This is a genomic window from Bradyrhizobium sp. 62B (assembly GCF_030272265.2).
GTDB lineage: Bacteria > Pseudomonadota > Alphaproteobacteria > Rhizobiales > Xanthobacteraceae > Bradyrhizobium.
In genome coordinates, this window is sequence record NZ_CP092841.2 from 1,752,854 (window position 1) to 1,775,439 (window position 22,586).

Consider the following 22,586-nt stretch of genomic DNA (forward strand, 5'->3'; position numbering starts at 1 on the left):
CCCAACCGCGTTGCGCTAGACACCTTCCGCCACAAACGGAAGGTGTCTTTATGCAGCGTTTCCAGCGCGCGCTCCTCACCCTGATGTCGGCGCTCGCGATCACCGTGATCGCAGGCGTGTCGCATTTCGTTTCCACCACGGCCTCGGCCCAGACCGCAGGAAAGACCATGACCACAGCTTCAGGCTTGCAGATCATCGACTCCACCGTCGGCACCGGTGCCTCGCCGCAGCCCGGCCAGATCTGCGTGATGCACTACACCGGCTGGCTCTATGAGAACGGCCAGAAGGGCAAGAAATTCGACAGCTCCGTCGATCGCAAGGAGCCGTTCGAATTCCCGATCGGCAAGGGCCGCGTCATCGCCGGATGGGATGAGGGCGTTGCCTCCATGAAGGTCGGCGGCAAGCGCACGCTGATCATTCCGCCGCAGCTCGGCTACGGCGCGCGCGGCGCCGGCGGCGTTATTCCGCCGAACGCGACGCTGATGTTCGACGTGGAATTGCTCGCGGTGAAGTGACGGCGCAGCTGTCGTTCGGGATTCGGCTCTTCGAGCCGCCCTGGAATGACTGCACAAACAAAAAGACCGGCCTCGCGGCCGGTCTTTTCGCATTCATCTCCTGCGCGTCATTCCGTCGCGCGCTTTGCGGAGGCCGCGGCGCGATCGATCGCATCCTTTGCGGCGTCTTTGGCATCGCCCATGGCCTGCTGGCCCTTGCCCTTCACTTCCTGGACGACGCCTTCGCCCTTCAAGCGCTCGGAACCGGTGGCTTCACCGATGCCCTGCTTGGCCTTGCCGATTGCTTCGTTCGCGTTGCCCTTGATCTTGTCGGTGGTGCTGCCCATGAAACTCTCCTTTTCATCTGGTCGTGTAGTCAACGTCCCGGGGCTATGAGGGTTCCAATTTTGGTATGGCTCGCGGACGCGGCTTCGGGTTAGTTTGCCGCGCACGGAACCAACAGAAAGCAAGTCCCATGACCGGCCATGACCATTCGCATTCTCACCATGACCACGATCATGACGATCGCTGGAAACATGACGGCGTGCGCGTCATTCCCGGCAACCAGCTCGATACCAACGTGCCGTCCACGGCCGGCATGGATCGTGCGGCCGCGATCAATTTCGCGCGTGTCGGTGCGCAGAAATTGTGGGCCGGCACGGTCAGCATCAAGCCCGATGCCAAGACCGGCGCGCATCACCACGGCCATCTCGAAAGCGTCATCTACGTCGTGAAGGGCAAGGCCCGAATGCGCTGGGGCGAGAAGCTGCAATTCACGGCAGAGGCTGGCCCCGGCGATTTCATCTTCGTCCCGCCCTACGTGCCGCACCAGGAGATCAACGCCAGCCCGGACGAGGTGCTGGAATGTGTGCTGGTGCGCAGCGACGGCGAGGCCGTGGCGATCAACCTCGACATCGAGCCAATCGAGAAGCCCGAGACCGTGCTGTGGATCGATCCGGTACACCGGGACCCGAACGAGAAGAAGTAGGACTGGCCCGGGGGGCGGCGCGATCGTCCCCCGGGACTCGAAAAAAATATTCGGAGGCCGTGTCGGATGGCCTGTGGGCCATCCGTCCTTGGGCAGAACCCGCCCCAAGGAGCCTCCGATGCCCAAGATGATCTTCGTCAGCCTGCCGGTGACCGACCTCGCGCGCGCCACCGCGTTCTACGAGGCGGTCGGCGCGGTCAAGAACCCGCAATTCTGCGACGATACGGCGAGTTGCATGGCCTTTTCCGAGACCATCTTCGTCATGCTGACGACGCACGACAAATTCCGTCAATTCACGCCGAAGCCGATCGCGGATGCCAGAACCTCGAACCAGGTGCTGCTTTGCCTGTCGGCGGACAGCCGCAGCGACGTCGACGAGATCGTCGGCAGGGCCGAGGCCGCGGGCGGGGTGGCCGATCCCAGCCCGAAGGACGAATACAGCTTCATGTACGGCCGCAGCTTCGAGGATCCGGATGGCCACATGTGGGGCGTGAACTGGATGGATCTGGCGGCCGCGCCCGCGCAGCCGGCCATGGCCGACGCCTGATCGAAATCCGCAAATATCCAACATTCGAAGAGGAGCACTCGAGATGTCAAAGCTCGTGCCTTGCATGTGGTTCAACGGCGATGCCGAAGAGGCCGCGAAGTTCTATACCTCGCTCGTGCCGAACTCCGAGATCACCCATGTTCAGCGCAACGTTTCGGACGGCCCCTCCGGCAAGACGGGCTCGGTGCTGGTGGTCGAGTTCACGGTGGCCGGCCAGCCCCTAGTCGCGCTCAACGGCGGCATGAAGATGGAGTATACCCACGCCATCTCGCTGATGATCCATTGCGACGACCAGGCCCAGGTCGATAGCGTCTGGAATGCCTTTCTCGCTCATGGCGGCAAGGCAGAGCAGTGCGGCTGGCTCAGGGATCGCTGGGGCGTGGCCTGGCAGGTGGTGCCGAAGGTGATGTTCGAATTCCTGTCGAGCCCCGACAAGGCGGCCGCCGCGCGCGCGATGCAGGCGATGATGAAGATGGTGAAGCTGGATGTCGACGCGTTGCGCCGCGCGTTCGAGGGCAAGTCGGCGGCGTGATGGCAAAGGCGCGTTTGCGCCGTGCCCACCCTTTGCCTCCAATATCGAGAGGTGGTGGGCACGCTTTCGCTATGCGCACCCTACGAAATTACGCCCGCAGCTAATAATTTATCCTTAGCCCGACGCCGCCGTGGATGGTGTTGCCCACCGGCTGCGGGCCCAGTGTGCCGTTGGCGAAGAGATCCACGATCCAGCCCTTCTGCACGCGGAAGCCGAGGCGGCCGCCATATTCGAACCAGCCCTGGTTGCCCATGGTCGGCACCACCACGCCCTGGCCGGTCACGGTCGCCACGATGCCGCTGCGGCTGGCAAACGACTGCACCCAGCCGCCATTGATGTTCGTCTCGAAATTGCTGCCGAACAGATGCGTCCACTGGCCGCCGATCTTGACCAGGCTGGTGCGGTCGGTGCCATCAGCGATGGTGGCGTCGAACGGATTGAATGCCACCGCATTGTCGCTGTAGCCGGACACGCGCTGCCAGAGCTGCCAGACCTCGATCGAGGCTGCGACTTCGTCGCGCGGCGACAGGCGGCTCATCCAGCCGGCGCGGCCGTAGACCGCGTAGTTCGAGGCGTTGGTCGAGCTCGTCACGCTCACCGGCCCGAGGCTGGTGTTGTAGCTGCGGGTGTAGCGCGCCTTCTCCCACGGCGTCAGGATCGTGCCGACGTCGAAGAACGGACGCGACGAGCCCCAGTCGGTGAAGTCGTAACGCAGCGCGAAGGCGCCGATCGGTGCGCTCGTGATCTTGTAGCCGCCTTCGTTGTATTGCGTGTAGGCGATGCCGGCGAGCAGCGACAAATTGTTGGTCAATTCCTTGCGGCCGTGGATGCCGGCCGAGAACGAGCCGGCCGAGCCGAATGCGCTGATGCAATCGCTGCAATTGACTTGCTCGTTGACGCCCAGCAACACCGTTCCGAGCACCCGGTTGGTGATCATCTGGTTGAAGCGCTGGCCCGCGAGGCCGCCGATCGAATTGCCGCTGGAATCCGCGCCGGTCGGCGTCGGCGCCGAGGTCGGTGATGGAGACGGACTCGGCGACGGCGAGGGATAGGGGCTGGGCGAAGGAGAGGGGGAAGGCGACGGCGAAGATGTCGGTGATGGGGACGGAGAATAGGTCGGGTAAGGCGTCGGCTCACCACATTCGATCTCGCAAGAAGCCTGAGCTGTAGCCGGGCGAACATCGAGCGCGACGAACGCAAGCGCGGCGGCCACGGTCAGCAGGCCGGCGAGGATCACGCGCTTCAAGCGGAGTTTCGCCATCGTCAGCGCCCGCACAGCATGCCGTCGTCATGGACCGCGGGCGTGATGGTCGGCGAGGCGTCGGCATATTGGTTCACCGCGCACAGCCCGGCGCTCGCGGCGCAGTTGGCGGCGAAGGTCCAGGGCGGCGAGTTGGATTTGGTGATGCCGACCTTGCCGCCGCTCGAGGTGATGATTGCGGTGTCGCCCGGCTGGGTGAGCTGCACGCACTGGAAGCTCGTCGTGCAGACACTGGCTGCGCCGTCCTGAAGCACGACGACGGAGCGTCCGCGCTGGGAAAGGATGTCGAGCGTGGTGCCGCGCACGCCGATGGTGGCAAGCGGCGTCGTGATCTTGTAGGCGGTCTTCTCGGAATGTCCGGTGACGAAACGGAACGCACCGGTGGTCATGCGGATCGCGACATCGCGGTAGCTGTGTTCGTCGTTGAAGACGGTGCGGTCGAGCTTCAGCGTGGCGCTGGGACCGAGCGACAGATTGGTGCTGTCGGCCATCACGAAGCGCGCCGCGCTGTCGGCGCCGGTGCGCACGGTCTCGTCGCGCAGCATGCTGTCGCCGACATTGATCGGCGTGGTGGACGCAGCGACGCGCACCACCTCGTTCTGGATCACGACGGCTTCGCCGACGCGCGTCTGCGCCATTGCGCAGGGCGCGGCGCCAAGCGCCGCCGACAACAGGGTGGGGAAAAGCCAGAAACGCAAATTCATTTTCGCAACCGATCGATATGTCCCTGATCGTACCGGATCGCGCAAGCTTGCGATGTGGCGGAATTATCACAAGCCGCGCGGGACGTGCGTCATGCTTAGTGACAGTTGCGGCAGAATGCGTTCAATGAAAAACGAGACTTCTATTTTTGTCCGCGGTGACGCAAATTTGCCACGCAAAACAGCCTCCCAGCAGCCGCTCGAATTGCCCGCGGTTCCGATGATGTCGCGAAGCGCAGTGATTGCTGTCGCAATCTTCCTGGTTGCGCATCTCGCGCTGTTGATCGGACTGACGACGCCGGAGAAGTTCGTCTTCGACGAGGTGCACTACGTGCCGGCGGCGCGGCAGATGCTGGCACCGGCGATCTCGCAGCCGATGCTCAATCCGATGCATCCGCCGCTGGCCAAGGAGCTGATCGCGACCTCGATCGCGGCCTTCGGCGACAACGCGCTCGGCTGGCGCTACCCCGCGACGTTGTTCGGCGCGCTCGCCGTCGTCGCGATCTATTTGTGCGGCCTCGCGCTGTTCTCCGCGCAAGGCCCCGCGGTCGCCGCGGCGCTGATCGCGGCCTTCAACCAGATGCTCTACGTGCAGGCACGCATCGCCATGCTCGATATCTTTGCGCTCTCCTTCGGTCTGCTTGCCACCGCCGCCTTCATGCATGGGTTTCGACGACAGCGGCCGCAGGCGCTGTTCGCGCTCGCCGGCAGCCTGTTCGGCTGCGCTGCGGCCTGCAAATGGAGCGGCCTGTTTCCGCTCGGCGTCTGCATCGTCATCGTCGCGGTGATCCGCCTGATGCAGGGCTGGCGCACGCTGTTCGCCGACGCGAAGCCGGACGACTGGTATCGGCCGGACCTCTGGCCCGGCCTCCGGCTGCATCATGTCGTGTTCAGCTTCGCGATTCTGCCGGGCGTGGTCTATCTTGCCGCTTTCGTTCCGCTTTACGGGGTGTCGCTGCCGGAGCTGATCGAGGCACAGCGCCGGATCTTTGCCGACAACACCACGACCGCGATTGCCGGCCACACCTATATGAGTTCATGGCCGTCCTGGCCGCTACTCGCGCGCCCGGTCTGGTTCCTGTTCGACAAGGTCGCGGAAGACAACGTCTCCGCGGTCGTCTTCCTCGGCAATCCACTGGTCTTGTGGCCGGCGCTGCTCGCGCTCGCGCTCGTGCTGCGCGATTTCGTCGTCGAGCGCCGCTGGGATGCGTTCCTGATCGCGGCGTTCTATTTCGGTCCCTGGCTCGCCTGGGCCCTGCTGCCGCGCACGCTGGGTTTCATCTACTATTATCTGCCCGCCGCCACCGCGGCGTCGCTCGCCCTGGTCTATGTGCTGCGCCGGGACGGTCTGCCGCGCTGGCTGCTGTGGGCCTATGTCGGCGTTGCCGGGATCGGCTTTGCGGTCATGCTTCCGGTCTCGGCAGCCTTCATCGGGACCTCGATGCGAAGCTTCGGCCGGCTGATGCTGTTCCAAAGCTGGATCTAGTGCCCGCTTGCGTGCATATGCCTGGTAGAATTATCTTGCCTGAATCAATCTGTGCGTGTGGACTGGCCGCCATCCTCGGGCCTGAGGAGCCTTCGGGTGAGCATGGAGGATCGCATCGCCAGTCCGGACCAGTCCAACGCTGATTGGCTACGGGCCGTCGTCGACACCGCAGTGGACGGCGTGATCCTGATCGATGCGCGCGGCGGCGTGCTGATGTTCAATCCGGCCTGCGAGAAGCTGTTCGGCTATGTCGCCGAGGAAGTCATCGGGCGGAACGTCAAGGTTCTGATGCCGTCGTCCTACCGCGACGCCCACGACGGATATCTTCACAATTATCACGTCAGCGGCGAACGCAAGATCATCGGCATCGGCCGCGAAGTGGTCGGCCAGCGCAAGGACGGCTCGACGTTCCTGATGCATCTGTCGGTCGGCGAGAGCAGGCAGGCCGCGGGCGATTCGATCTTCGTCGGCATCATTCACGATCTCACCGAGCGCGAGCGGGTCGAGCGCGAGCTGCGCGAGAGCGCTGCGCGGCTGCGCGCGGTGGTCGACACCGCCGTCGACGGCGTGATCCTGATCGATTCGGACGGCATCATCCTGAAATTCAATCCGGCCTGCGAAAGGCTGTTCAAATACGAGGCCGACGAGGTGCTCGGACACAATGTCCGGATGCTGATGCCCGAGCCCTACCGGTCCGAGCATGACGGCTACATCCGCAATTTCATCGCGACCGGCGACAAGAAGATCATCGGCATCGGCCGCGAGGTGCTGGGCCGGCGCAAGGACGGCACGACCTTCCCGATGGACCTTTCGGTCGGCGAGGCCCAGCAGGACGGCTCGTCCATCTTCGTCGGCATGATCCACGATCTCAGCGACCGCAAGCGCACCAAGGCCCAACTGATCCAGGCGCAGAAGATGGAGGCGGTCGGACAGCTGTCCGGCGGCATCGCCCACGACTTCAACAATCTCCTCACCGTGATCGTCGGCAATGCCGAATACCTCGCCGAGCAATTGGTGCCGCGCGGGGACCTGAAGCGCCTTGCCGACGACATCTGCAGCGCCGGCGAACGCGGCGCCGAGCTGACGCAACGCCTGCTCGCCTTCAGCCGCAAGCAGCTGCTGCGGCCGGTCGAGACCGAATGCAACAAGCTCGTCGAGTCCATGTACATGCTGTTGCGGCGAACGCTGCGCGAGGACATCGAGATCGCCACGCAGGCCGATCCTGCGCTCCGGCAGGCCTTTGCCGATCCGGCGCAGCTCGAGGCGGCGATCCTCAACCTCGCGCTGAACGCCCAGGATGCAATGGCGTCAGGCGGACGCCTGACCATCTCGGCGGCGAATGCTTCGCTCGATGCCGGTGATCACAATGCGCATCCCGATGTCGGGCCGGGCGAATATGTCGTGATCGCCGTGACCGACACCGGCACCGGCATGCCCAAGCGGGTGCTGGAACGCGCGTTCGAACCCTTCTTCACCACCAAGGAGGTCGGCAAAGGCAGCGGGCTCGGGCTCAGCATGGTGTATGGCTTCGTCAAGCAATCCAACGGCCATGTCACGATCTACAGCGAGCCGGGCCTGGGAACGACGGTGCGGATCTATCTTCCGGCCGTGCTGAGCAAGTCGCAGGGCGTGCCGCTGGCGGTCGAGAAGGAGGTGGCACAGAGCGGTTCGGAAATCGTGCTGGTCGTCGAGGACGATCCGTTCGTCCGCTCCTATGCGGTGATGAGCCTGGAAAGCCTGGGCTACAAGGTGATTTCCGCCGTCGACGGCAAGGGAGCCTTGCAGACGCTTGCCGTAACGCCGCATGTCGACCTGCTCTTCACCGACGTCGTCATGCCCGGGGGCGTCAACGGGTGGGAACTCGCGGGTCTCGCCCGCAAGGAGAGGCCCGAGCTGCACGTATTGCTGACCTCGGGTTATGCCCTCGAAACGCTGGCCGCGAACGGCCACGTCCGGCAGGGCGCCCTGATCCTGGAGAAGCCTTACCGCAAGGCCGAGCTCGCGCGGCTGGTTCGGGAGGCGCTCGCCGGAGCGGTGCCGGTCTGAGCGACGGTCCGCCTGCCGGAGGGCCGGCAGGCGAGGGTTGTCATCAGATCATTTCGACGCGGTCTTGGTGTCCATGTTCACGACCTGGACGCGGCGGTTGATCGGGTCGGCGCCGTTGGCGGTATCCTTCAGCTTGGTCTCGCCGTAGCCGACGGTGACGAGATCGGTGCCGTTGAGGCCGTAGTTCTGCACCAGGTACTTCTTGATGGTGTCGGCGCGCCGTTCGGACAGGCCTTGATTGTAGGCCTCGCCGCCGGTTGCGTCGGTGTGGCCGGCGACCACGAAGGTCGAGCCCTTGAGCGCCGGATCGGACAGAGCCTTGCCCAGCGCCTGCACCGAGGGCACCGACGTCTTGGCAATATCGGCCGAGTTGTAGTCGAACTGGATTTCCAGGTCGATTTTCGGCTTGGTCGCGGCGAGCTCGGCGATCTGCTCACGCTCGCCCGTCGAGAGCGAGCGGGTCGAGCGGTTGCGCACGGTATTCAGGAAGGTCGCTTCCTTGGCCTGCACGGTCGTGTCGGCCTGCGGACCGACGGACAGGCCGCGGGTTGCCGGCTTCGGCTTCAGTGCATCCAGGATCTGGCCAGTGGTGACATTGCTGTCGCCGGCCAGAGCCAGGCCCGCCGTCATCGACAGCGCGGCGGAGAGAGTTATCGCCTTCAGTCCAAAGAACTTATCAAAACGGGTCATTGTCGTATCCTCGCTGTTACGCCTGATAGCGATTTGATGCTGCGAGCATAGGTCGGGTTCAAAGGGCCCGATGTGATCTTGGTCACGGTGACGACACCGCGTCCAGGCCTGTTCTCGTGCATTTTCCGGCGTTCGGGCGGTGAACGGGCACGTTTCTGCGCCGTGTCGGGAGCGGAGTCGTTCGTCCCAATAGAAGTGGTCGCATTCTCTCCGGAATAGGTTCACGCGGCGCCGGGCCCGATGTGATTGAAATCACCTTTTGCGATGCGCAGGGTCTTGGACCGCGTCGCCGCGCGGTCCGGCCGTGAGCAGGAAATCGGCCCGGTGCGCGCCTTGACCGTCTGCTTTCGCACCGCAGCAAGAAAATTATCTTCTCCGCGAAACGTCAGCGCGCGAGAATACGTAATTGCGAAGGCCGGCATGACGCCGGTTTCGTTTTACGGAGGAGACTTTTAGATGAAGATCTTGCTCACGGCCGCCGCCTTTGTCGCGTTCACCCTTTCGCTGTCCCCCGCGTCCGCCGCGATGATGGCGTGCACCAAGGACAACATGATGAAGTCCGCCGCGATGATGGGGGGCACGCCCGACACACCGGCCAAGATGGCGTCGAACAAGGAAATGGCCATGGCCAACACCGACATGAGCAATGGCAAGATGAAGAGCGCCTGCATGCACTACATGAAGTCGCAGAAGGCCATGATGGCGAAGTAGGCCTCGGCGACATCGAACAGCCGCGCTGTCAGCAGATGGCAGCGCGGCTTTTTCTTTGTCGGTTCTGGACCACCGCTTTCTCCCGGCGCGAATCCCGCTACATTGCGTTCTGCAATGTCACGCCCGCCCAAACCCCATCCCCTCTCGACGAAACAGGCCCGGCAGATCTGGCTGCACGCCCAGCGGCTGGATGAGCGCGCCCCGTTCGGCGAGGGAGCGCAGGCCGTTGCGGACGCGGTCGCTCATCTCGGCTACGTGCAGATCGACACCATCAACGTCATCGAGCGCTGCCATCATCACATCCTGTTCAGCCGGATTCCGTCCTATCGCCGCGCCGATCTGCGTCATGCCCAGAGCGTCGACAGAAGCGTGTTCGAATATTGGACGCATGCGCTCGCTTACGTGCCGACCGGCGACTTCCGCATGTTCCTGCCGGCGATGCGCGAGCATCGGCGCGAGGGGCACAAATGGTTCGCTTCGGTGAAGCCGGCCGACACGCGCAAGGTGATGCGGCTGGTGCGAGCCGGTCCGCTGACGATCCGCGACATCGAGGATGACGTGCTCACCGAGAAGGAGCATTTGTGGCAGAGCCGCAAGCCTTCGAAGCGGGCGCTGCAGCTCGCCTTCTATACCGGCGCCGTCACCATCAGCGAGCGGCAGGGCATGCTGAAGACCTATGAGCTGATGACGCGTCATTTCGGCTGGGACAAGCTGCCGAGGCCGGCCTCGGCCAGGGAGATCACGGCCTATCTGCTCGATCGCGCATTGCGCTCGCAAGGCGTAGTCAGCCTCGATTCCATCTGCCATCTCGATGCGCCGCGCAAGAAGGCGGTGGCCGGTCTGATCGCCTCGCGCGTGCGCCGCGGCGAGCTCGTGCCTGTTGCGATCGACGGCGCCGGCAAGCAGGAACATTGGGCGGCGCCGGCCGCGCTCGAGGGGAATGGTGAGATGGTCTCGCCAGACCTCGTCCACATCCTCTCGCCGTTCGATCCCCTGATCATCCAGCGCAAGCGCACCAATCTCATCTTCGGCTACAACCATCTGTTCGAGGCCTATGTGCCGAAGGCGAAGCGCAAGCTCGGTTATTTCGCGCTGCCCGTGCTGGTCGGCGACGAGATCGTGGCCGCGCTCGATCTGAAGACCGATCGGCAGGCCAGGAAGCTCTTGATGCAGAAATGGACCTGGGTCGGGCAGGGCAAGAACACGGCGGGGCGCAAGGCGCTCAAGCAGGGCATCGAGGAGGAGCTCGATCGCTTCGAACGGTTTCAGCTGGCGGAGTAGCTGCGACTTCGTAGGACGGATTAGCCGAAGGCGTGATCCGCCACGGCCGTCGCAGCGAAGAGAGCAGAGGCGGATTACGCTCCGCTAATCCGCCCTACGCCTTTCGGCGAATCGATCGATCCACACGCCGAATGCAATCCCCATCGCATACGCCACCACATTCCACAGCGAGAAGATTCGCCCCAGGAGCAGCGCGCCGGCCGTCGTCAGTCGGAATGCGTCGAGCCATGGCGTGTGCACCAGCCGGGAGAATTCCACGACGATGGCGATGATGGCCGCGATGGCTGCAATCTGCGTCCGCGTGAGTCGCGGCAGCAAAGCTCCGGCCAGCAGAAACACCATCGTGGCCCACAAGAGCGAGCCGCCGTATTTCACGACGAACGCGGGCAGGCCGAGTGGAAAGCCGTACCAGCGCAAGGCCAGTCCGCAGGCGATGACGATCGACGCGAGAGCCGCGCGGATCAGCGATGTCCGGAGCGGCGCAATGGCTTGATCCGGCTGCGTCCCGTGCATTGCTCGCTCCATTGACTCTTCGTCTGCGATGCTGAAAACCGCACACCAGCCCACAAAAGCAACAACCAGGGGGAAGCCATGAGCCAGACCACCATCGATGCCGGTTCCGCCGGCGGCGCCAACAACGCCAAGAGCGAAATCGAAACATCGACGATCCGTGCCATCTCCTGGCGCCTGATTCCTTTCCTGGTGCTGGCCTACTTCTTCTCCTATCTCGACCGCGTCAATCTCGGCTTCGCCGCGCTGACCATGAATGCCGAGCTGAAGTTCACGCCGCTGATCTTCTCCTGGGGCGCCGGCATCTTCTTCATCGGCTATTTCATCTTCGAGGTGCCGAGCAATCTGGCGCTGGAGAAGTTCGGAGCCAGCCGCTGGATCGCCCGCATTATGGTGACCTGGGGCATCATCTCCGCCCTGATGGCGGTGGTCAGCGGCGTGACGAGCTTTTACGTCCTGCGCTTCCTGCTCGGTGTCGCCGAAGCCGGATTCTTCCCCGGCATCATCCTCTATCTCACCTATTGGTATCCGGCCGAATATCGCGCCCGCTTCCTGGCGGCCTTCGCCATCGCGGTGCCGGTCTCGACCGTGATCGGCGCGCCGATCTCCGGCCTCTTGCTCGGGCTCGACGGCATGATGGGCCTGAAGGGCTGGCAGTGGCTGTTCATCATCGAGGGTATCCCCTCCGTGCTGCTCGGCATCGTCACCTGGTTCTATCTCACCGACAAGCCGGAGAAGGCAGACTGGCTCTCGGCCGAGCAGAAGGCCTGGCTCAAGGCGAAGCTCGATTCGGAAATCGCGGCCAAGCAGGCCGTGAAGCATGTCTCGCTCGGCGAAGCGCTGTCCTCGCCGAAGGTGATCGCGCTCAGCCTGATCTATTTCGGCTTCGTCGGGGCGCTCTATGGCATGCAGTTCTGGCTGCCGCAGATCGTCAAGGCGTTCGGGCTGACCAACGCGCAGACCGGCTTCGTCACCGCGATCCCCTATCTGTTCGGCACCATCGCCATGATCCTGTGGGCGCGGCACTCCGACGCCACGCGCGAGCGGGTCATGCATGTCGGTGCGCCGTTGCTGCTCACCGCCGTCGCGCTCGCCGTCTCCAGCTACCTCACCGATCCCACCATGACGATGGTGGTGCTGACGGTGGCCGCGATCGGCGTGTTCTGCTGCTTCGGCGTGTTCTGGACCCTGCCGACCGCCTGGCTCTCCGGCACGGCCGCCGCCGGCGGCATCGCCCTGATCAACTCGATCGGCAACCTCGCCGGCTTCGGCGGGCCGTATCTGATCGGCTGGGTCAAGGAGGCGACGGGACAGACCTCGACCGGCCTCCTGGTGCTCGCCGTGCTGCCTCTTCTCGCCGGCATCCTGGTGTTCATCGGCGGCCACGAGACCAAGCACGAGTTCGCCGGGCAGGGGCGGTAGAGCGCACCGTCCAAGCTACCGGCTAATCTGCGTCGGCGCTTCTCTGTGAGCCAGCCCGAAAACACCAACATTGCGCGTTGAGGCGCAACAGGTCGTCATCATCAAGTCGTCCACCCTCTTAACGATCACGTATTCCTGATGACTGACGATTATTGACTTTTATCAGTGATTAGTCGACATTCCTCTCATTCGAGCTGCAGGAGTGTCCTTCGATGTTCGTCCGGTCGGTTTTGTCGAGCTATTCCAGGCTATTGGCAGGCGTGTCGCTGGCCCTGATGGCCGCGGCCCTGGCCGGGTGCAATGATACCGTCGCCGAGAAGGCCGAGCCGCCGCGGCCGGTTCTGGTCGCAACCGCGCATTATGATGCCGAGACCCCGGAACGCAGTTTCGTCGGCACCGTCAGGCCCCGGATCGAGAGCGATCTCGGCTTCCGCGTCGCCGGCAAGGTCGCCAAGCGCCTCGTCGAAGTCGGCCAGACCGTCGAAATCGGCCAGCCGCTCGCGACCCTCGATGAAGTCGATCTGAAGCTGCAGGCCGAGCAGGCACTGGCCGAGCAGACCGCCGCGACCGGCGTGCTGGCCCAGGCCGCCGCCGCCGAGCAGCGCGCCAAGGATTTGAAGGCCAAGGGCTGGACCACGGATGCGCAGATGGATTCGAGCCGCGCCGCTGCGGACGAAGCCCGCGCGCGCCTGAACCGCGCCGAGCGCGCGCTCGAGCTGAGCAAGAACTCCCTTTCCTACGCGACGCTTGCTGCCGACGCCCGGGGCGTCGTCACCGCAACGCTGATCGAGCCCGGCCAGGTGGTCGCCGCGGGCCAGGCTTCGATCCGTGTCGCCCGCTTTGCCGAGAAGGAAGCGGTCGTCGCGATCCCTGAGACGCTGGTTGGACGCGCCAAGTCGGGCGTCGCCAGCGTCACTCTTTGGTCCGAGCCGGACAAGAAATATGCGGCCAAGCTGCGCGAGATCGCGCCGACGGCCGATCCGGCCACGCGCACCTATCTTGCGAAATTCTCGCTGCCCGAGGCCGACGACAAGGTCGCGCTCGGCATGACCGCGACGCTGACGCTGTCGGACGCCGCGACCGAGCGCGTCGCGCGACTGCCGCTGTCGGCGCTGTTCAACGAGGGCGGCAAGCCGTCCTTCTACGTCGTCGACGACAACGGCGCGCTCACCTTGAAGCCGGTGACGGTGAAGTCCTACGAGAGCAACGACGTGCTCATCACCAGCGGCGTGGATGAGGGCGCCAAGATCGTTGCCCTCGGGGTGCAGAAGCTCGATCCGGGCCAGCGGGTGCGGGTCGTGTCGTCACTGTCGTTTTAATTTTTGTCATTCCGGGCGATGCGCGCCGGAGTGACAAGAGAATGAGTTACGTCGTGTGAGGTGAGTTTCGGCCTTTGTCCCTAAGCAAAGGCTGAAGCGGCGAAGCGATCCAGAACTTGCCCAGCCCCCTGGATTGCTTCGCTGCCTCGCGACGACGGATTGAACAGAGTGGCTGTCGTGTCTTTGGCAACTGGATCGTCTTTTCGGAGAGAGCGATGAAGCGCTTCAACCTTTCGGCCTGGGCCGTCAGCCATCCGACGCTGGTTCTCTTCCTCATGATCATTCTCGGCGTCGCCGGATTCTTCTCCTATGAGAAGCTCGGCCGGGCTGAGGATCCGTTCTTCACGGTGAAGGTGGTCAACGTCTCCGTGATCTGGCCGGGCGCGACCGCGCAGGAGATGCAGACGCAGGTCGCCGATCCCATCGAGAAGAAGATCCAGGAGCTGCCCTATTTCGAGAAGGTGCAGACCTATTCCAAGCCCGCCTTCACCGCGCTCCAGGTGACCTTCCGCGACTCGACGCCGCCGAAGGACGTGCCGTATCTCTTCTATCTCTTGCGCAAGAAGCTGGTCGACGTGCAGGGCCAGCTGCCGTCGGGCATTCTCGGACCCGTCGTCAACGACGAGTTTTCCGACGTCGATTCCATTCTCTACATGATGACCGGCGACGGCGCCGACTACGCCCAGCTCAAGAAGGTTTCGGAAGGTTTTCGCCAGCGGCTCCTGAAGGTGCCCGGTGTGACCAAGGTCGACGTCTACGGCAACCAGGACGAGCGCATCTTCGTCGAGTTCAGCCACGCCAAGCTCGCCACCCTCGGCATCACGCCGCAGGCGCTGTTCGATTCGCTCGCCAAGCAGAACAACGTGACCCCCGCCGGCACGGTCGAGACCTCCGCGCAGCGCGTGCCGCTGCGTGTCACCGGCGCGCTCGACGGTGCCAAGGCCGTCGCCGAAACGCCGGTCGAGAGCAACGGTCGCGTGTTCCGCTTGGGGGATATCGCCACCGTCACCCACGGCTATGTCGATCCGCCGAGCTTCGTCGTCCGCCAGGAAGGCAAGGCCGCGATCGGCATCGGCGTCGTCACTGCCAAGGGCGCCAATATCCTCGAGCTCGGCAAGGAGGTCGAGAAGGCGACGGCCGACTTCATGAAGGCGGTGCCGCAGGGCATCGACGTCAAGCTGATCGCCGACCAGCCAAAGGTGGTCGAGCACGCCGTCGGCGAGTTCGTGCACTCCTTCATGGAAGCGCTCGTCATCGTGCTGTTCGTCTCGTTCCTGGCGCTGGGCTGGCGCACCGGCATCGTGGTCGCGCTGTCGGTGCCTTTGGTGCTCGGCATCGTCTTCGTCGTCATGAACATGATGTCGCTCGACCTGCACCGCATCACGCTCGGCGCGCTGATCATCGCGCTCGGCCTGCTCGTCGACGACGCCATCATCGCGGTCGAGATGATGGTGGTGAAGATGGAGCAGGGCTGGGACCGCATGCGTGCGGCGTCGTTTGCCTGGGAATCAACTGCGTTTCCGATGCTCACGGGAACGCTGGTCACGGCCGCTGGCTTCCTCCCCATCGGCTTTGCCAATTCCGCGGTCGGCGAATATGCCGGCAGCATCTTCTGGATCGTTGCGATCGCCCTGGTCGCCTCCTGGTTCGTGGCGGTGATCTTCACGCCCTATATCGGCGTCAAGCTGCTGCCGGAGATGAAGGCGCACCACAACCACGATCCGCACGCGGTCTACGAGACCCGCATGTATCGGGGCCTGCGCGCCATCGTGCAATGGTGCGTCAACCACCGCATCACCGTGGTGGCCGCGACCGTCGGCGTCTTCATCGCCTCGATCGTCGGGTTCGGCCATGTCCAGCAGCAATTCTTCCCGCTGTCGGAGCGGCCCGAGCTGTTCTTCCAGCTGCGCCTGCCCGAGGGCACCGCCTTCAACGTCACCGAAAAGGCGGTGAAGAAGGCCGAGACGCTGCTGAAGGACGACAAGGACATCGAGACCTATACGTCCTATGTCGGCCAGGGCTCGCCGCGCTTCTGGCTCGGCCTCAATCCGCAGCTGCCGAACGAGGCCTTTGCCGAGATCGTCATCGTGGCCAAGGGCGTCGAGGCGCGCGAGCGCATCAAGGCCAAGATCGAGAACGCGGCTGCCGAGGGCTTCCTGTCCGAGGCGCGCGTGCGCGTCGACCGCTTCAATTTCGGTCCGCCCGTCGGCTTCCCCGTGCAGTTCCGCGTGATCGGCCCCGACGCCAACACCGTGCGCGAGATCGCCTACCAGGTCCGCGACGTCATGCGGCAGAACAAGAGCGTCAAGGATGTCCAGCTCGACTGGAACGAGCAGTCGCCTTTCCTCAAGCTCGTCGTCGACCAGGATCGTGCCCGCGCCATGGGCCTGACCCCGCAGGACGTCTCACAGGCGCTCGCGATGCTGATCTCGGGCTCGCAGGTCACGACCGTGCGCGACGGCATCGAGAAGGTCGGCGTGGTCGCCCGTGCGGTCTCGTCCGAGCGCCTCGACCTCGGCGGCGTCGGCGACCTCACCATCACCTCGCGCAATGGCGTTGCCGTGCCGCTGCAGCAGATCGCCAAGATCGAGTATGCGCACGAGGAGCCGATCATGTGGCGGCGCAACCGCGACATGGCGATCACCGTGCGCTCCGACGTCGTCGACGGCGTGCAGGCGCCCGACGTCACCAACCAGATCACGCCGAAGCTGAAGGCGATCAAGGACCACCTCGAGCCGGCCTACCGTATCGAGGCGGGCGGCGCGTTCGAGGAATCCGCCAAGGGCAACGCCTCGATATTCATCCTCTTCCCGGTGATGGTCATGGTGATGCTGACGCTGCTGATGATCCAGCTGCAGAGCTTCTCCCGCCTGATCCTGGTGTTCCTGACCGCGCCGCTCGGCATCGTCGGCGCCTCGCTCGGCCTCAACGTCGCCAATGCCCCGTTCGGCTTCGTGGCGCTGCTCGGCCTGATCGCGCTCGCCGGCATGATCATGCGCAACACGGTCATCCTGGTCGACCAGATCGAGACCGACGTCTCCCACGGCCTGACCCGGCGCGAGGCGATCGTGGAGGCGACCGTCCGCCGCGCCCGTCCGGTGGTGCTGACGGCGCTCGCCGCCATCCTCGCCATGATCCCGCTGTCCCGATCGGCCTTCTGGGGTCCGATGGCGATCACCATCATGGGTGGCTTGTTCGTTGCGACGTTCCTGACCCTCTTGTACCTGCCGGGCCTCTATGCGCTGTGGTTCAGGAAGAGCCTGGACGAGGCCGGTACGCCGGAACAGCCTGCCGCGCCGCAGCATGGGAGCGATGACCCCCACGCAATTCCGCTTGCTGAAGCGGCTGAATAAATGAGAAGACTGCTGACGAACGAGTCCTGATCGATGGCCCTTATTTCGGAACATATCGAAGGCGACACCCGGGATCGTATCCTCGAGGTGGCCGAACGGCTGTTCCGCCAGATCGGCTACCAGAAGACCACGGTCGGCGACATCGCCAAGGAGCTCAGGATGAGCCCCGCCAACGTGTATCGCTTCTTCGAATCGAAGAAGGCGATCCATCAGGCGGTGGCCCGCTCGCTCATGGGCGAGGTGGAGCTCGAAGCGCAGCGGATCGTGGCAAGGCCGGGGCCCGTGCTGGAGCGCTTCCGCGAGCTCCTCACCACCATCCATCGCATGAACACCGAGCGCTATGTCGGCGACAACAAGCTGCATGAGATGGTCGAGATCGCGATGCAGGAGGACTGGGACGTCTGCGTCAACCACATGGAATGCGTCGCCGGAATGGTCGGCCAGATGATCGCGCAAGGCGTCGCCTCCGGTGAGTTCGAGGCGCCCGACCTGCAACTGGCCGCGCTCTGCTCGTGCACCGCGATGATGCGCTTCTTCCACCCCCAGATGATCGCCCAATGCGCCACCAAGCCGGGCCCGAACATCGACCAGATGATCGATTTCGTCATCGCGGGTCTGTCGCCGCGGCACTGACAGGGCGGGCAAATCTTTCCTATAAGCAAGCTGACGTAGCCCGGATGGAGCGAAGCGAAATCCGGGATGGTTCAGCGTTGCGCTGGCGGACCCGGATTACGCTTCGCTCCATCCGGGCTACCAGGACCAGGAAAGATTCCGCGGTGACGGACAAAGACCTGTATTTCTACGAGCCCTCCAAGGGCCACGGCCTCAAGCACGATCCCTTCAACGCCATCATCGCGCCGCGGCCGATCGGCTGGATCTCCTCCCGTGACGCCAAGGGCCACGTCAACCTCGCGCCCTACAGCTTCTTCAACGCGTTCTGCTACGTGCCGCCGATCATCGGCTTCTCCTCCACCAACTGGAAGGACACGGTGGAGAACATCCAGCAGACCGGCGAATTCGTCTGGAATCTCGCCACGATGGACCTTGCCAAGCACATGAATGCGACCGCTGCGCATGTCGCGCCCGAAGTCGACGAGTTCGAGGTCGCAGGCCTCACCGCGGTGCCCGGCAAGCTCGTCAACGTGCCGCGCGTCGGCGAGAGCCCCGTCGCCTTCGAATGCAAGGTGTCCGACATCATCCGGCTCAAGGGCGCCGACGGCAAGGAGGCCGACGCCTGGCTGACGCTGGGTGAGGTCGTCGCGGTCCACATCGACAAGGCCATGATCAAGGACGGCGTCTACCAGACCGCCGCCGCCCGCCCGATCGTCCGCGCCGGCCGCCGCGGCGATTATTTCGAGATCAAGCCCGAAAACATGTTCGAGATGGTGCGGCCGGATTAAGGCCGCCGCTTCGCTCTCCACGCCGTCATTCCGGGGCGCGCCGTCAGGCGCGAGCCCGGAATCCATTTATCGACAAACATTGCGGCGCGATGGATTAGCTCACGCTTCGCGTGCCCCGGAACGGCGTGGGGAGACATCTAGCCCCATTCCCCTCCCGGAACTGCCCGCGCACCCTGGCCGTTATGGTCCGGGGCCCGCCCGGCCGCGTCAAATTTTGCAGGCGAGATGTTCGCCTCCGCCAGCCAGTTTCCGCTAAAATGCCCGATAACCGCGCCGATGCACGAGGTCAGCCATGAGCTTCCGCCGCGACAACATCACGAAGCCGATCTTCTCCTGGGCGCGCGGCGTGCTGCCGGCGATGTCCGACACCGAGCGCGAGGCGCTCGAGGCTGGCGACGTCTGGTGGGACGCCGATCTCTTCACAGGCAATCCCGATTGGTCGGAGCTGCTGAAAATTGCGCCAGCCAAATTGACCGAGGAGGAGCGGGCCTTCCTCAACGGGCCCGTCGACGAGCTCTGCGCCATGCTCGACGAGTGGAAGATCTTTTGGGAATGGCGCGACCTGCCGCAGGACGTCTGGCACTTCGTCAAGCGCGAGAAATTCTTCGGCATGATCATCCCGAAGGAATTTGGCGGTCTCGGCTTCTCGCCCTATGCCCATTCGGAAGTGGTGCGCAAGATCTCGACCCGCTCGATCGCGGCCGCCGTCACCGTGATGGTGCCGAACTCGCTCGGCCCCGGCGAGCTCCTGATGCGCTTCGGCACAAAGGAGCAGCAGGAACGCTGGCTGCCGCGCCTCGCCGACGGCCGCGACATTCCCTGCTTCGGCCTCACCAGCCCGGAAGCCGGCTCCGATGCCGCCTCGATGGTTGACAGCGGCGTCATCTGCAAGGGAGAGTTCGACGGCCGCGAGGTCATCGGGCTGAGGCTCAACTGGCACAAGCGCTACATCACGCTCGGGCCCGTCGCGACGCTGCTCGGCCTTGCCTTCAAGGCCTATGATCCCGAGCATCTCGTCGGCAATCAGGAAGAGCTCGGCATTACCGTCGCGCTGATCCCGACCGATCTGCCCGGCGTCGAGATCGGCCATCGCCATCTGCCGTCGATGCAGGTGTTCCAGAACGGGCCGAACCGGGGACGTGACGTCTTTATCCCCCTGGACTACGTCATCGGCGGCAAGGAGCGGCTGGGGCAGGGCTGGAAGATGCTGATGACCGCGCTTGCCGCCGGCCGCGGCATCTCGCTGCCGTCACTCTCTGCCGCGGGGGCCGCTTATGCGGCGCGCACCACCGGCGCCTATGCCCGTATCCGCGAACAGTTCGGCATCTCCATCTCGAAATTCGAAGGCGTGGAAGAGCCGCTCGCGCGCATCGTGGCGACCGCCTACCAGCTCGATGCGGCGCGCCGGCTGACCTGCGCGGCGCTGAATGCCGGGGTCCATCCCGCCGTCATCTCCGGCATCATGAAGCTGCACGCGACCGAGCGGATGCGCACCGCGATCGACGACGCCATGGACATCCACGGCGGCAAGGCTGTGATCGACGGTCCGCAAAACTATCTCGGCAATCTGCACCGAGCCGTGCCGGTCGGGATTACGGTCGAAGGTGCCAACATCCTGACACGCAATCTCATCGTGTTCGGGCAGGGCGCGATCCGCGCGCATCCTTATCTGCTCGACGAGATGAACGCGCTCGCGGACACTGATCGCGAGCGTGGCCTCACCGCATTCGACAAAGCCTTCTGGAAGCATGTCGGCCATAGTTTCCAGACGCTATTCCGTGCCTTCGGCCGAAGCTGGACCTTTGGCGCCTTCGCGATGGCGCCTGACGCCGGCGACGCCACGCCGTTCTATCGCCAGCTCTCGCGCTATTCGGCGGCCTTCGCGCTTTGCGCCGACATGGCGCTGCTGACGCTCGGCGGCGCGCTCAAGCGCAAGGAGATGCTGTCGGCGCGCTTCGCTGACATCCTGTCCGAGCTGTATCTGCTCTCCGCCGCGCTGAAGCGCTGGCAGGACGAAGGTCGGCAGAAGGAGGACTTTGCCGCGCTGGAATGGTGCATGGCGAGCGGCTTCAGGACGATCGAGAACCGGCTCGCCGAAATCCTCGCCAACCTGCCGAACCGCTTCGTCGCCGGCTTCCTCAAGCTCGTCGTCCAGCCGTTCGGCGCGCGCGTGCTCGGTCCGTCCGACCGCGTCGTGCACCAATGCGCTGCCATCGTGCTGGAGTCGTCGGCGGCGCGCGAGCGCCTGACGCCGGATCTGGCCCATGTCGACGACGACGGCGGCTTTGCCCGGCTGGAGCGTGCGTTCAAGCTGGTCGTGGGCACCGATGCGATCGCCAAGCGCATGCGCGCGGCGCATATCCGCGACTGGAAGGAAGCCGTCACCAAGGGTGTGATCACGCAGGCCGAGGGCGAGCAACTGGCCGCTGCTCACAGGGCCGTCACCGAAGTGATCGAGGTCGACGATTTTGCGCCGGAAGCCCTGTCGCCGATTTACAAGAAAACCGTCAATGTGCATCAGTTCTTCCAGGAACTCGGTGACCAGAGGGCGGCGAGCTGATGGCACGACCGGTATTCATAGTCGACGGCAGCCGGACGCCGTTTCTGAAGGCGCGTTCGGGCCCCGGCCCGTTCACGCCGGTCGATCTCGCCGTGCAATGCGGCCGGCCGCTGCTGGCGCGCCAGCCGTTTTCGCCCGACAGCTTCGACCAGGTCATCCTCGGCTGCGTCAACGTGATCGCGGACGAGATGAATCCGGCCCGCGTCGCGGCGCTCCGGCTCGGCATGGGCGAGGACATGGTCGCCTTCACGGTGCAGATCAATTGCGGTTCGGGCATGCAGTCGATCGACACGGCCTACCGCTATATCCGCGAAGGCCATGCCGACATGATCCTTGCCGGCGGCACCGAGGCGCTGAGCCACGCGCCGCTGGTCTGGCCGAATTCCGGCGTGCGCTGGTTCGCCGGCCTCGCCACCGCGAAGGGCGTGGCCGCCAAGCTCGCCGCTGCTTTCAAGCTGCGCCCGCGCGATCTCAAGCCGATCATCGGCCTCGAGCGCGGGCTGACCGATCCCGTCACCGACCTCAACATGGGCCAGACTGCCGAGGTCGTCGGCCATCTCTTCGGCATCACCCGCGTACAGGCCGACGCCTATGCTGCCGAGAGCCATCGCCGGCTCGCGCACGCGCAAGGCGCGGGATATCTCAAGGGCGAGGTCGAAACTGCGTTCTCGCGCGACGGCAAGTTCTTCGACCGTGACGATGGCGTGCGGCCGGACTCCACGGCGGAGACGCTGGCAAAGCTGAAGCCGGTGTTCGAGCGCCCCTGGGGCCAGGTCACCGCCGGCAATTCCTCGCAGATCACCGACGGCGCCTCCTGGGTGATCCTCGCCTCCGATGCCGCAGTCGCCAAGCACAAGCTCACGCCGAAAGCCGCGATCGTCGACAGCAACTGGGCCGCGCTCGACCCTGCGATCATGGGGCTCGGTCCGGTGATGTCGGCGACACCGCTGCTCCAGCGCAACGGCCTTACCATCAAGGATGTCGAGACCTGGGAGCTGAACGAGGCTTTCGCCACCCAGGTGCTGGGCTGTCTCGCGGCCTGGAACGACGACAAATTCTGCCGTGAGATCCTTGGTCTCGACGGCGCGGCGGGTGAGATCGAGCGTGACAAGCTCAACGTCGACGGCGGGGCGATCTCGCTGGGCCATCCCGTCGGCACCTCCGGCAACCGCATCGTGCTGCATCTCGTCAACGCGATGAAGCGGCTCGGCACGCGGCGGGGCGTCGCCACCGAATGCATCGGCGGCGGGCTCGGCGGGGCCATGCTGATCGAGGCGGTGTGACC

21 protein-coding genes are annotated in these 22,586 nt (G+C 64.5%); 15 read left to right on the plus strand and 6 right to left on the minus strand.

The window, feature by feature from the left end:
* The first annotated feature begins 50 nt into the window (after positions 1-50).
* Complete coding sequence (locus tag ML401_RS08280) at positions 51-515, plus strand: FKBP-type peptidyl-prolyl cis-trans isomerase (RefSeq protein WP_018323238.1); 465 nt, start codon at positions 51-53, stop codon at positions 513-515.
* Positions 516-622: 107 nt separating this feature from the next.
* Here the strand turns inward: ML401_RS08280 and ML401_RS08285 are convergent, their stop codons facing one another.
* Positions 623-841: a CsbD family protein gene (locus tag ML401_RS08285; protein WP_211419520.1), complete on the minus strand. Its 219-nt coding sequence runs from the start codon at positions 839-841 to the stop codon at positions 623-625.
* Positions 842-969: 128 nt separating this feature from the next.
* Here ML401_RS08285 and ML401_RS08290 point away from each other — a divergent pair, with 128 nt between their 5' ends.
* The 3 genes from ML401_RS08290 to ML401_RS08300 all read left to right on the plus strand — a co-directional run bounded on the left by ML401_RS08290 (position 970) and on the right by ML401_RS08300 (position 2,561).
* On the plus strand, positions 970-1,482 hold the full coding sequence (locus ML401_RS08290) for a cupin domain-containing protein (protein WP_259218874.1): 513 nt from the start codon (positions 970-972) through the stop codon (positions 1,480-1,482).
* A 118-nt stretch (positions 1,483-1,600) separates the two neighbouring features.
* Complete coding sequence (locus tag ML401_RS08295) at positions 1,601-2,029, plus strand: VOC family protein (RefSeq protein ID WP_212065644.1); 429 nt, start codon at positions 1,601-1,603, stop codon at positions 2,027-2,029.
* 43 nt (positions 2,030-2,072) lie between these two features.
* A complete protein-coding gene (locus tag ML401_RS08300) occupies positions 2,073-2,561 on the plus strand; it encodes a VOC family protein (protein WP_259218873.1) in 489 nt (162 codons plus the stop codon).
* Positions 2,562-2,661: 100 nt separating this feature from the next.
* Here ML401_RS08300 and ML401_RS08305 read toward each other — a convergent pair whose 3' ends face one another.
* Together ML401_RS08305 and ML401_RS08310 are read right to left on the minus strand one after the other, a co-directional pair.
* Entirely contained in the window at positions 2,662-3,822 is a 1,161-nt protein-coding gene (locus ML401_RS08305; protein ID WP_285811335.1) for a hypothetical protein, read from the minus strand.
* Between the two features lie 2 nt (positions 3,823-3,824).
* Positions 3,825-4,526: a FecR domain-containing protein gene (locus ML401_RS08310; protein WP_211419516.1), complete on the minus strand. Its 702-nt coding sequence runs from the start codon at positions 4,524-4,526 to the stop codon at positions 3,825-3,827.
* 52 nt (positions 4,527-4,578) lie between these two features.
* Between ML401_RS08310 and ML401_RS08315 the strand changes: the two genes are divergently transcribed.
* Both ML401_RS08315 and ML401_RS08320 read left to right on the plus strand, forming a co-directional pair.
* Positions 4,579-6,009, plus strand: coding sequence for a phospholipid carrier-dependent glycosyltransferase (locus ML401_RS08315; RefSeq protein WP_285811338.1), 1,431 nt, complete (start codon positions 4,579-4,581; stop codon positions 6,007-6,009).
* 102 nt (positions 6,010-6,111) lie between these two features.
* Positions 6,112-8,055, plus strand: coding sequence for a PAS domain-containing sensor histidine kinase (locus ML401_RS08320; protein ID WP_285812644.1), 1,944 nt, complete (start codon positions 6,112-6,114; stop codon positions 8,053-8,055).
* A 48-nt stretch (positions 8,056-8,103) separates the two neighbouring features.
* Here ML401_RS08320 and ML401_RS08325 read toward each other — a convergent pair whose 3' ends face one another.
* Complete coding sequence (locus tag ML401_RS08325; RefSeq protein ID WP_211419513.1) at positions 8,104-8,745, minus strand: OmpA family protein; 642 nt, start codon at positions 8,743-8,745, stop codon at positions 8,104-8,106.
* Positions 8,746-8,966: 221 nt separating this feature from the next.
* The gene (locus ML401_RS08330; RefSeq protein WP_212065639.1) at positions 8,967-9,167 is read right to left on the minus strand and encodes a hypothetical protein; all 201 of its coding nucleotides are present in this window, start codon (positions 9,165-9,167) and stop codon (positions 8,967-8,969) included.
* A 34-nt stretch (positions 9,168-9,201) separates the two neighbouring features.
* On the opposite strand from ML401_RS08330, the gene ML401_RS08335 reads away from it, so the two are divergent.
* Positions 9,202-9,456 carry a hypothetical protein gene (locus ML401_RS08335; protein WP_063196637.1) on the plus strand — a complete coding sequence of 85 codons (255 nt, stop codon included), beginning with the start codon at positions 9,202-9,204 and terminating at the stop codon, positions 9,454-9,456.
* Positions 9,457-9,570: 114 nt separating this feature from the next.
* On the plus strand, positions 9,571-10,737 hold the full coding sequence (locus tag ML401_RS08340; protein WP_212065638.1) for a winged helix-turn-helix domain-containing protein: 1,167 nt from the start codon (positions 9,571-9,573) through the stop codon (positions 10,735-10,737).
* Positions 10,738-10,821: 84 nt separating this feature from the next.
* On the opposite strand, the gene ML401_RS08345 is transcribed toward ML401_RS08340, so the two are convergent.
* Complete coding sequence (locus tag ML401_RS08345) at positions 10,822-11,250, minus strand: DUF2809 domain-containing protein (protein ID WP_212065637.1); 429 nt, start codon at positions 11,248-11,250, stop codon at positions 10,822-10,824.
* Positions 11,251-11,328: 78 nt separating this feature from the next.
* Here ML401_RS08345 and ML401_RS08350 point away from each other — a divergent pair, with 78 nt between their 5' ends.
* From ML401_RS08350 to ML401_RS08380, 7 genes are all read left to right on the plus strand, one after another.
* Positions 11,329-12,669 (plus strand): MFS transporter, encoded by a 1,341-nt coding sequence (locus tag ML401_RS08350; protein ID WP_211419510.1) that lies wholly within the window; start codon positions 11,329-11,331, stop codon positions 12,667-12,669.
* A gap of 212 nt (positions 12,670-12,881) precedes the next feature.
* Positions 12,882-13,988: an efflux RND transporter periplasmic adaptor subunit gene (locus ML401_RS08355; RefSeq protein WP_194406539.1), complete on the plus strand. Its 1,107-nt coding sequence runs from the start codon at positions 12,882-12,884 to the stop codon at positions 13,986-13,988.
* Positions 13,989-14,203: 215 nt separating this feature from the next.
* Positions 14,204-17,341, plus strand: a complete 3,138-nt coding sequence (locus tag ML401_RS08360; RefSeq protein WP_259218857.1) for an efflux RND transporter permease subunit — start codon at positions 14,204-14,206, stop codon at positions 17,339-17,341.
* A gap of 33 nt (positions 17,342-17,374) precedes the next feature.
* A complete protein-coding gene (locus ML401_RS08365; RefSeq protein ID WP_285811348.1) occupies positions 17,375-17,974 on the plus strand; it encodes a TetR/AcrR family transcriptional regulator in 600 nt (199 codons plus the stop codon).
* A 143-nt stretch (positions 17,975-18,117) separates the two neighbouring features.
* Entirely contained in the window at positions 18,118-18,741 is a 624-nt protein-coding gene (locus ML401_RS08370) for a flavin reductase family protein (protein WP_194406542.1), read from the plus strand.
* A 292-nt stretch (positions 18,742-19,033) separates the two neighbouring features.
* The gene (locus ML401_RS08375) at positions 19,034-21,301 is read left to right on the plus strand and encodes an acyl-CoA dehydrogenase (RefSeq protein ID WP_285811349.1); all 2,268 of its coding nucleotides are present in this window, start codon (positions 19,034-19,036) and stop codon (positions 21,299-21,301) included.
* Positions 21,301-22,584, plus strand: coding sequence for an acetyl-CoA C-acetyltransferase (locus ML401_RS08380; protein WP_285811351.1), 1,284 nt, complete (start codon positions 21,301-21,303; stop codon positions 22,582-22,584). Before ML401_RS08375 ends, ML401_RS08380 begins: the two co-directional genes overlap by 1 nt.
* Positions 22,585-22,586: the final 2 nt, after the last annotated feature.